Raw genomic sequence first — 10,634 nt, 5'->3', positions numbered from 1 at the left:
ACATTGATCGGGTTCGCAATTCTTTTACCGGGTTTGGTGCCAATCAGCTTGGCCTGCCCATCCTTCTGCTTGCCCGTCCGCGCCTCGCTGATCAACCCCGGGATCAACTTGCCCTCCGGTAAGTTCTTCCAGAACCGGCTGGGCAAGTGCCCTTCCATCACCTTCGGGTTCAGCCGCGCCGGGTTGAAAATGTGACTGTAGTACGTCAGCCACATGGCGCTATGGGGGTCGTCGACGTTCTGCGCCAATTGCCGCCACGCCTCGGGACACTCGCGCTGGTGGATCAATTGCACGCCATCGTAATACACCCCATCCAACGGTGTGGCGATCATCCAGCGATGGCGGCCCATGCGCCCCACAAAGTGCTGGCTGGCAGACTTCAGAATATCGTGTGCGGGCTCATGCCAAGCCACGTACTCCGGCAATTCGGGGCCTGCGCCTGAAGGCAGCGCAATAAACCGTACAAACGCGTGCAGATGGTGGGCTTCACGGTTGACCTGCTTGATACGCCGCTGCAACTCGCTGCCCAACTTGTCCCCCGCCAGCATCGCCGTGCGGTCGCCATGGCTGACCCGCCATAACACCTCATACAGCAGGCTCCAGCGCTGCTCGCCGTGATAACAGGCCGCCGACTCCAGCAGCTCCAGCAACGCCTTGGGAATCCTCGCCTGGAACGGCCCCAGCCCGGCGGGTATCGGTTCGTCGGTGGCAAACAGATCGGCCACTTCCGCTTCGCCCCAGCTCACCTGGCTGGGGTCGACCTGATGGCTCAACAACCAGCGCGCTTGTTCGCGCCAGGTGCTGAACAGGTTGTCGCATTCCAGGCTGATCATCCCCACAACCCCATTTGCTGGGGCTGCGGGCGGTCGCGCAATTGCTCGCGCAGCAACACGCTGGTGCTGTCCGCCTGCTGGGGGTGATAGTCGCTGGTGATGAAAAACGGCTTGGCCTTGGCCAGCACGCAGCGCATGCGCGCCAGGTCTTCGAAGCGGATCTTGCGTTCACGGCGCAAGTCCACCAAACGCTGGGTAATGCGCAGGCCAATGCCGGGGATGCGTGCAATCAACGTGGGTTCAGCGCGGTTCAGGTCGAGGGGAAACACCTCGCGATTGTCCAGGGCCCAGGCCAGCTTGGGGTCGATATCCAACGCCAGGTGGCCGGGACCTTTGAACAGTTCATTGGCGTTGAACCCATAACTGCGTAATAGAAAGTCGGCCTGATACAAACGGTGCTCGCGCATCAGTGGCGGCGCAGCCAAGGGCACGCTTTTCGGGCTGTTGGGAATGGGGCTGAATGCCGAGTAATACACGCGGCGCAGCTTGAAGTTGCCATACAGCGCCTCGGCGCCATGGAGGATGGTGCTGTCATCGGTGTCATCGGCACCGACAATCATCTGCGTGCTCTGCCCGGCCGGGGCGAAACGCGGTGCGCGGGGCTCGTTGAGTACGGTTTGCTCGCCGGTGTAGATAGTGTGCATGGCCTGCTTGATCGAGCCGATCTGTTTCTCCGGCGCCAGGGTTTGCAGGCTGGCAGCGGTGGGCAGTTCGATATTCACGCTCAGGCGATCGGCATAGCGCCCAGCCTCGGCAATCAACGCCGGGTCGGCCTCGGGAATGGTCTTGAGGTGGATATAGCCGCGAAAGTCGTGCTCTTCGCGCAGTAGTTTGGCCACACGCACCAGTTGCTCCATGGTGTAGTCGGCCGAACGGATGATGCCCGAACTGAGAAACAGCCCGCTGACGCAATTGCGCCGGTAAAAATCCAACGTCAGGGTAACCACCTCCTCCGGGCTGAAGCGTGCGCGGGGCACGTCGCTGGAGCGGCGGTTGACGCAATACTGGCAGTCGTAGAGGCAGAAGTTGGTGAGCAACACCTTGAGCAGCGACACGCAACGCCCGTCCGGGGTGTAGCTGTGGCAGATACCCATGCCATCGGTGGAACCCAGCCCGGCCTTGCCCTCGGAACTGCGCTTGGGAGCGCCGCTGCTGGCACAGGACGCGTCGTACTTGGCGGCGTCGGCGAGGATGCTGAGTTTTTCGATCAACTGCATGGAAGGCTACCGATACTGGTTTTTTGTACAGTATCAGCCAGCCCTCCGTGTCACAAGTGCAGCTTGTCAGCTGGCGGTGGCCAGCAACAGGTCCTGTACCGAGCGCCCCTTGCCACGATGGCGATCATGCTCAAACAGCGACGCCGCAATCTCATCCGCGCGAATCGGCAGTACCGACAGCAAGGTATCGCTCAAACCATGACTGGCCTGGCTGAAGCCCTGTATGTAGACGCCGGCCTTGCAACGCTCATCGGTGATGATGCGGTAATCACGGGCCACTTCGAAGTCGCCCATGTAGGCCTGCAAAGGCGCCAGCAGCTCGCGGTGCTTCTGGCGTTCGTAACCGGTGGCGAGGATCACCGCATCGTAATGGCTGACACTGGTTTCGCCGGTGGCGTTGTCGCGCAAGGCCAACTCGATACCCAGCGCGCTGGCGGTGGCTTTCTCGACCACGGTCATGGTGCGGAACGCCTGGCGGGCAATGCCGGAGACTTTCTGGCGGTAGAAGATGCCGTAGATGCGCTCGATCAGGTCCAGGTCCACCACCGAATAGTTCGTGTTCTGGTACTCGGCCACCAACCGTTCACGCTCGGCACCGACTTGCTGGAACACCAGGTCGGTAAAGGCCGGCGAGAACACTTCGTTGACGAACGGGCTGTCATCCGCCGGCTTGAGCGCCGAACCGCGCAGGATCATGTCGACCTGCACCGAGGGGAAGCTGTCGTTCAAGTCGATAAAGGCCTCGGCCGCGCTCTGGCCACCGCCAATGATCGCGATACGCATCGCCTTGCCTTCGACACACGGCTGGGTGGCCATGCGTTCCAGGTATTGGGAATGGTGGAACACCCGGCCATCATCCTTGAGGCCTTTGAACGCCTCGGGCACACGCGGCGTACCGCCAGGGCTCACCACCACGGAACGCGTGGTGCGCACATGTTGCTCACCCATGGCATCGCGGGAAATCACCCGCAGCGCCTCGACCTGCTGCTGGTGCAGGATCGGCTCGATGGCCAGCACCTCCTCGCCATAGCGCGCCTGGGCCTGGAACTGTCCGGCCACCCAACGCAGGTAATCGTTGTACTCCATGCGGCACGGGTAAAACGTGCCCAGGTTGATAAATTCCACCAGGCGGTCGTGGGCTTTCAGGTAATTGACGAACGAGTAAGGGCTGGTGGGGTTACGCAGTGTCACCAGATCCTTGAGGAACGAGATCTGCAGCTCACTCTGGGTGACCAGGGTATTGCCATGCCAGCGGTAGTCGGCCTGCTTGTCGAGAAACAGTACGTCCAGTTTGCCCTGGGCTTTTTCGCGCTCCTGGAGGGCGATGGCCAGCGCCAGGTTCGAAGGGCCGAAACCGATACCGATCAGGTCATGAACCGCGGGCGAAGCAATTGCCTGTGTCATTCCAGTGTCCTCTGGATAAGCCCCTTGGCGGTGGGGCGGGAATACCTTCGAGACCCGAACATCAGGTCATGTGTTGATAGGAAACGAGGACAGTGAAATAAAATTTAACTGATCAGTGATCAGTGCGCTTCCCACTCACGCATGCGCACCCGGCAATGCTTCATGGCGTTGACGATGTGTTTTTCCACCACACTGCGGGAAATGCTCAGGCGTTCGGCGATTTGCGGGTGGGACAGCCCATCGAGCTTGCGCAGCAGGAAACTGTCGCGACAGGCGGCCGGTAACTCGGCCAGGGCGCGCTCCAGCATTTCAATGCGCTGTTCCTGGTCGTGACAGGTGTGCGGCGAACCGGTGGCGAAACGCTCTTCGCTGTCCAGCACCTCCAGGGGTTCGGCCTGGCGCAACGCATTGCGCCGATGGCCGTCGATCACCAGGTTCAGTGCCGTGCGGTACAGAAATGCGCGCGGCTGTTCGATCGGCGTATTGCTCGACCGCTCCAGCACGCGGACATAAGCGTCATGCACCACATCCTCGGCCACCTGACGGTTGCCCAGCTTGGCGTTGAGGAAACACACCAGCTCGCGATAGTAGTTTTCCAACATGACTCCCGACCGTCGGGTGGACGGCATCCGACCCTTGCGTGCTAACGAAGACAGCCCATCGATGATGGCAGTTTGAGTGCGTGCAATTTATAGTAATTCTCATCTACTTTTAAACAAGTCTTGCCTCAACGGTGGTTTTTTTTCTTCGAACAAGCTGTAACTGCTTATGTAACAGCCTAAATATCCAGCCATTTTCCTCGTTTACCTGTCAGCTCTGCGCAACTGCGCCCCGATCTTTCCTGGCTGGAACCTAAGCATGAAACGCCCTCGACCTGCCCGACGCGCCCTGCTGGTTGCAGCGTGCCTGATCCCCATCATCGCGGTTGCCGCCTGGCAGGCCCTCCCACCCGGCCGTGACACCTACGCCACCGTCACCGTGACCCGTGGCAGTATCGAAAACAGCGTCACGGCCCTGGGCACCCTGCAACCGCGACGTTATGTCGACGTGGGCGCCCAAGCCTCCGGGCAGATCCAGAAGATCCATGTCGAGGCCGGCGATCAGGTCAAGGCCGGCCAGTTGCTGGTGGAGATCGACCCGTCCACGCAAAACGCCAAGCTCGATGCCAGCCGCTACGCCATCGAAAACCTCAAGGCCCAGTTGCAGGAACAGAAAGCCCAGCATGCCTTGGCACGCCAGAAGTACCAGCGCCAGCAACGCCTGGCCGCAGGCAACGCCACGCGTGAAGAAGATGTGCAAACCGCCCAGGCCGAACTGAGTGCCACCCAGGCGCGGGTCGACATGTTCCAGGCGCAGATTCGCCAGGCCCAGGCCAGCCTGCGCAGTGACGAAGCCGAGCTGGGTTACACGCGGATCTTCGCGCCGATGGATGGCACTGTGGTAGCCGTGGATGCACGCGTCGGCCAGACCCTCAATGCACAGCAACAAACGCCGCTGATCCTGCGTATCGCCAGATTGTCGCCGATGACAGTGTGGGCCGAGGTGTCGGAAGCTGACATCGGCCATGTCAAACCCGGCATGACGGCCTACTTCACCACCTTGAGCGGCGGTAACCGACGCTGGACCAGCACCGTGCGGCAGATCCTGCCGATCCCGCCCAAGCCACTCAACGAAACCAGCCAGGGCAGCGGCAACCCCAGCAGCACGAGCAAAAGCGGCAGTGGCCGAGTGGTGCTGTACACCGTATTGCTGGATGTGGACAACGCCGATAATGCGCTGATGGCCGAGATGACCGCCCAGGTATTTTTCGTCGCCAGCCACGTCAAGGACGCCCTGACCGTGCCCGTCGCCGCTCTGCAAGGCACCGCCAATGCCGACCGGCAGATCGCCCGGGTCGTGGCGAAAAACGGCAGCATCGAAGACCGCGAAGTGCGTCTGGGTATCAGCGACCGCCTGCGGGTCGAAGTGCTGGACGGCCTGCGCGAAGGCGATCACCTGTTGATCGGCCCAGCCGACAGCAACGGGGGTTGAGTTGACCACGCCCCTGATCGAACTCAAGCACATCCGCAAATCCTACGGCGGCGGTGACAGCCCGCAGGTCGACGTGTTGCGCGGTATCGACCTGTCGATTCACGCCGGGGAATTCGTCGCTATCGTCGGTGCCTCCGGTTCCGGCAAATCCACGCTGATGAATATCCTCGGCTGCCTCGACCGCCCGACCGAAGGCGAGTACCTGTTTGCCGGCGAAAACGTCGCCCACCTGGACAGCGATGCACTGGCTTGGCTGCGCCGCGAAGCGTTCGGGTTCGTGTTCCAGGGCTATCACCTGATTCCGTCGGGCTCCGCCCAGGAAAACGTCGAGATGCCGGCGATCTATGCCGGCATCAGCGCAGCCGAACGCCACACCCGTGCCAACGCCCTGCTTACGCGACTGGGCCTGGCCGAGCGCACGGGCAACCGCCCGCACCAGCTTTCCGGTGGCCAGCAGCAACGGGTGTCGATAGCCCGGGCGCTGATGAACGGCGGGCATATCATCCTCGCCGACGAACCCACCGGCGCCCTCGACAGCCACAGCGGCGCCGAGGTGATGACCCTGCTGGACGAACTGGCGAGCCAGGGCCACGTGGTCATCCTGATCACCCATGATCGCGATGTGGCGGCAAGGGCCAACCGCATCATCGAGATTCGCGACGGCCTGATCATCAGCGACTCGGCCAATGAAAGCCCCCCTGCCCCCACCCTCACCACCGGCGCCCTGCAAGCCGTAGACCTGCGTCAGCGCCTGGCCGACGGTGCCGAACATAACGGCGCCTGGAAGGCAGAACTGCTCGACGCCATCCGCGCCGCGTGGCGGGTGATGTGGATCAACCGCTTCCGCACCGCACTGACGTTGCTGGGGATCATCATCGGCGTCGCGTCGGTGGTGGTGATGCTGGCGGTGGGCGAAGGCAGCAAGCGCCAGGTGATGGCGCAAATGGGTGCATTCGGCTCGAACATTTTGTATGTCAGTGGCTCCTCGCCGAACCCGCGCACGCCACTGGGCATCATTACCCCGCAGGACGTGGCGGCCCTGGCCACCCTGCCGCAGGTCAAGCGAATCATGCCGGTCAACGGCGCCGACGCCGGGGTGCGCTTCGGCAATATCGACTACATGGCGTATGTGGGCGGCAATGACACCAACTTCCCAACCATCTTCAACTGGCCGGTGGTGGAAGGCAGCTACTTCACCGAAGCCGACGAGCGCAATGCCGCCACGGTGGCCGTCATCGGTGCCCGGGTACGCGACAAGCTGTTCAAGGGTTTGATCAGCCCCATCGGCCAATACATCCTGATCGAAAACGTGCCCTTCCAAGTCGTCGGTGTGCTCCAGGAGAAAGGCTCCAGCTCCGGCAACAAAGACAGTGACGACCGCATTGCCATCCCCTACTCCGCCGCGAGCATTCGCCTGTTTGGCAGCTACAACCCGGAATACGTGGTGATTGCCGCCGCCGATGCCAGCCGTGTCCACGATGCCGAGCAGGCTATCGACCAATTGCTCAAGCGCCTGCACCACGGCAAACCCGACTATCACCTGACCAACAACGCCGCGATGATCCAGGCCGAAGCCCGGACCCAGAACACCCTGTCGCTGATGCTCGGCTCGATTGCCGCGATTTCGCTGCTGGTGGGCGGCATCGGCGTGATGAACATCATGTTGATGACCGTGCGTGAACGCACCCGTGAAATCGGTATCCGCATGGCCACCGGGGCGCGCCAGCGCGACATCCTGCGCCAGTTCCTGACCGAGGCGGTGATGCTCTCGGTGGTCGGCGGCCTGTGCGGCATCGGCCTGGCGCTGTTGGTGGGCGGCGTGCTGGTGCTGGCCCAGGTGGCGGTACAGTTTTCCCTGGTGGCGGTAGCGGGCGCGTTTGGCTGTGCGCTGGTCACCGGTGTCGTATTCGGCTTTATGCCGGCCCGTAAAGCAGCCCGGCTCGATCCGGTTAAGGCGTTGACCAGTGAATAAACGGTCCATTTTTCTGCCCGGCGTATGTGTGTTGCTCAGTGCCTGCACCGGCAACCCTCCCGCCCTCGACAGCGGCATTACACCACCGGCCGCCTGGCAATATGCCGAGCGTGAAGCGGCGCAGGCCACCAATCAACTATGGTGGACACAGTTCGGCAGCCCGCAACTCAACCGCCTGGTCGATCAGGCTCGCCACGACAGCTTCGACGTAGCTGCCGCCACCGCGCGCGTGCGTCAGGCCCAAGCCAGTGCGGCGATCGCCGGCGCACCACTGTTGCCGGAGGTGAAGTTCAACCTCACCACCAGCCGTCAAAAGTTGCTGCGCGGACCGGGTGGGCCCGATCTGGATGCGTCAAGCACCAATGATGCCGTCGACAACTTTGGCGCCAACCTCACCGCCAGCTACGAAGTGGACTTCTGGGGTGGCCGTGCCGCCGCCCGCGACAGCGCGCTGCATAGCCTGCGCGCCAGCGAGTTTGACCAGGCCACGGTGGAACTGACCTTGCTCAGCAGCGTGGCCGACCGTTATGCGCAAACCCTGGCCGCCCACCAGCGCCAGCAGATCGCCGAACTCAACCTGGCAAACGCGCGCAACGTACTCAACCTGGTGCAGACCCGCTATGACGCCGGCTCCGCCACCGCCCTGGAGCTGACCCAGCAAAAAAGCCTGGTCGCCAGCCAGCAACGCCAACTGCCGCTTATCCAGCAACTGGCCGAAGAATCGCGCATCACCCTGGCCGCCCTCCTCGGCCAACCCGTGCAGGCCCTGGAACTGGGCAACGAACCGTTCCAGGCCCTCACCTGGCCGACCATCGGCGCCGGTATGCCCAGCCAGTTGCTCAGCCGTCGACCCGACATCGCCAAGGCAGAGGCGCAACTGGCGGCGGCGCAAGCCGACGTCACCGTCGCGCGCGCGGCCATGCTGCCCGCCGTCACCCTCGGCGCGACGCTTGGCTCCGACGCTTACAAAGCCGCAGAAATCCTGCGCAGTCCCTATTACACGCTGACCGCGGGCCTGGTTGGCCCCATCTTCAACAACGGCCGTTTAAGCGCTGAACGCGACAAGGCACGCGCACGCCAGGATGAGCTGTTGCAAACCTATCGCGGTGCGATCATCAACGGCTTTGCCGATGTGGAAAAAGCCCTCAGCAGCATGACCCGGCTCGACCAGCAACGCCAATGGCAGAGTGAAGAACTGCAACAGGCGCAGAGCGCCTTCGAGATCGCCGAAAGCCGCTACCAGGCAGGCGCCGAAGACCTGCTCAACGTACTGGAAACCCAACGCACCTTATACGCGGCTCAAGACCAGAACGTGCAGCTGCGGCTATCGCGCCTGCAGGCCAGCATCGCGTTGTACAAGGCGTTGGGCGGCGGCTGGCAGACACAGATCCGATAAACAAAACTCCGATTTCGTACACAAGCTGTCTTCTCACACTACATTTTTCGACCAGAGGTCCTTGGTAAAAAAGCCGTTATCACACGGTTTCCCAGGATCTCTTGATGGCTGTTGCAAAATACCTGACGTACGCCTGCCTTTGGGTGACCTCAAGCTGTGCCCAGCCGTTGATCCCACCTACCGCTATCGACTGGCTGCTGGACTGCCCCTTGCCCGCCGCTGAACGCCTGGACCCGGAAGTGCTACAACGTACCCAATGCGGCACTGTGAGTGTACCGCGCAACCACGCCGCTCCCCGGCAAGGCAACCTGCGCCTCTACGTGACTCGTGTCGGCGCCCGTGACCCATTGAACCGGGAAGGCGTGGTGTTTGCCCAGGCCGGCGACGCCCCCAAAAGAAACCAGGGCGGTACGTTTGCCATCCACCTGACCAGCCTCTGGGGCGCCTACTCCAACCCGGCGTATCGCACGCTAGTCAACCGTTACGATGTCATTGAGCTCACTCCTCGCGACCTTGGCAACGAAAACGGCGTCGAACAGGCCGCTCAGGACATGGAGTTTGTCCGCACCCAACTGGGCGACGCCCAACTGCTTTACCTGGGTAATGCTGATGCCACCCGTTTAGGCAGCCGATACGCCACGCTGTTTCCCGAACGAGTGATGCGCATGGTGCTGGTCAACGCGCAACAGGCCGAAGCAGACAATCCTTTTGTCGAACATCTGCGTCTTAAAGAGCCCACCCAGCAAGACAGCGCTTGCATCAACCGCTGGGTGGGCGACTTCCTGGTCTACGGCAAGCAACCACCGCCCTCAACGCGCTGTCTTGACCGAGGAACCGACGAATAGCCCTCCGTTTGCGACCTGTTGCCATCGAAAACGACACCCAGCGTTGACGCTGTATCTCGATCGCTATTAAGTGCTATTTATCCGCATTAATACGATAAATCGAACCCATGCTAAGTCGCCCGCTACGACGCAAACGCCAGAAGTTGTCCGATGTGATTGTCGAGTCGGTCAAGCGCTCCATCGTCACCGACGCCTTGAAGCCCGGCGACCGGCTGCCTACCGAACGTGAGCTGATGGAAAGCTTCCAGTGCTCCAAGGGCTCGGCCCGCGAAGCGCTGAAGGCCCTCGAAGTGGAAGGCCTGGTGAGCACGCGCACCGGCCCCAGCGGTGGTGCATACCTGAACCAGGCGGGCACCGAACCGGCCAGCCGCGCGCTGCGCAACTACCTGCACTTCCAGCACCTGGACGGCGAGCAGGTGTACCAGTTGCGCAAAGTCATCGAGGTGGAATTGGCGGTGTCGGTGCTCGGGCGACTCAGCGAAGACGACTACCAGGCCCTGCAAGACAACGTGGATTTCTGTAGCGCACCGGAAGACAGCGAGGCCGGCCAACGCGAGCAACGCCTGGCGGAACTGGAGTTCCATAACCTTTTGGCCAGGGCCTGCCCCAATCCACTGCTGAGTTTCATGGCGCAGTTCCTCAACGACTTGCTGCGCGACCTGGTGGTGCTGAAAAAAGCCTACAAACCCAAGCGCAAGCAGTTCGATGCGGCCAACCTCGACTATCACAAGCAGTTGCTGATCGCTTTTCGTGCCGGCGATGAAAGCGCCGTGCGTAGCTTGATGCATGAACACATGTGTGATGCCGAACACCACATGACCGCCCTTGAAGGCCAGGTCAGTCCCCACTTCCTATTGGAGTTCGACCACCACCACTGAAAACACCAGGGTACCGACTGTGCAAACCCGATCAATGTGGGAGCTGGCTTGCCTGCGA

General features: G+C 61.8%; 9 protein-coding genes. 5 read left to right on the top strand and 4 right to left on the bottom strand.

From position 1 onward, the window contains the following. From ACRESD_RS10720 to ACRESD_RS10705, 4 genes are all read right to left on the bottom strand, one after another. On the bottom strand, positions 1-833 hold an 833-nt coding region (locus ACRESD_RS10720), incomplete at its 3' end, for a TIGR03915 family putative DNA repair protein (RefSeq protein WP_431750885.1). Beyond that, positions 830-2,050 (bottom strand): putative DNA modification/repair radical SAM protein, encoded by a 1,221-nt coding sequence (locus ACRESD_RS10715; protein WP_431750884.1) that lies wholly within the window; start codon positions 2,048-2,050, stop codon positions 830-832. The genes ACRESD_RS10720 and ACRESD_RS10715, both read right to left, overlap by 4 nt. 66 nt (positions 2,051-2,116) lie before the next feature. After that, the gene (locus tag ACRESD_RS10710; RefSeq protein ID WP_431750883.1) at positions 2,117-3,454 is read right to left on the bottom strand and encodes a lysine N(6)-hydroxylase/L-ornithine N(5)-oxygenase family protein; all 1,338 of its coding nucleotides are present in this window, start codon (positions 3,452-3,454) and stop codon (positions 2,117-2,119) included. A 119-nt stretch (positions 3,455-3,573) separates the two neighbouring features. Then, a complete protein-coding gene (locus tag ACRESD_RS10705; RefSeq protein ID WP_431750882.1) occupies positions 3,574-4,056 on the bottom strand; it encodes a sigma-70 family RNA polymerase sigma factor in 483 nt (160 codons plus the stop codon). A gap of 256 nt (positions 4,057-4,312) precedes the next feature. Here ACRESD_RS10705 and ACRESD_RS10700 point away from each other — a divergent pair, with 256 nt between their 5' ends. From ACRESD_RS10700 to ACRESD_RS10680, 5 genes are all read left to right on the top strand, one after another. After that, positions 4,313-5,485 carry an efflux RND transporter periplasmic adaptor subunit gene (locus ACRESD_RS10700; RefSeq protein ID WP_431750881.1) on the top strand — a complete coding sequence of 391 codons (1,173 nt, stop codon included), beginning with the start codon at positions 4,313-4,315 and terminating at the stop codon, positions 5,483-5,485. A gap of 1 nt (position 5,486) precedes the next feature. Next, positions 5,487-7,457: a MacB family efflux pump subunit gene (locus tag ACRESD_RS10695; protein ID WP_431750880.1), complete on the top strand. Its 1,971-nt coding sequence runs from the start codon at positions 5,487-5,489 to the stop codon at positions 7,455-7,457. Continuing rightward, positions 7,450-8,853, top strand: a complete 1,404-nt coding sequence (locus ACRESD_RS10690) for an efflux transporter outer membrane subunit (RefSeq protein WP_431750879.1) — start codon at positions 7,450-7,452, stop codon at positions 8,851-8,853. The genes ACRESD_RS10695 and ACRESD_RS10690 overlap by 8 nt, the downstream gene beginning before the upstream one ends. Before the next feature lie 104 nt (positions 8,854-8,957). After that, positions 8,958-9,698: an alpha/beta hydrolase gene (locus ACRESD_RS10685; protein WP_431750878.1), complete on the top strand. Its 741-nt coding sequence runs from the start codon at positions 8,958-8,960 to the stop codon at positions 9,696-9,698. A gap of 107 nt (positions 9,699-9,805) precedes the next feature. Further along, positions 9,806-10,576, top strand: a complete 771-nt coding sequence (locus ACRESD_RS10680) for a FadR/GntR family transcriptional regulator (RefSeq protein ID WP_431750877.1) — start codon at positions 9,806-9,808, stop codon at positions 10,574-10,576. Positions 10,577-10,634 lie beyond the last annotated feature (58 nt).

The sequence above is a fragment of the Pseudomonas sp. genome, assembly GCF_050739995.1.
GTDB lineage: Bacteria > Pseudomonadota > Gammaproteobacteria > Pseudomonadales > Pseudomonadaceae > Aquipseudomonas.
This window is presented reverse-complemented; position numbering and strand designations above follow the sequence as displayed.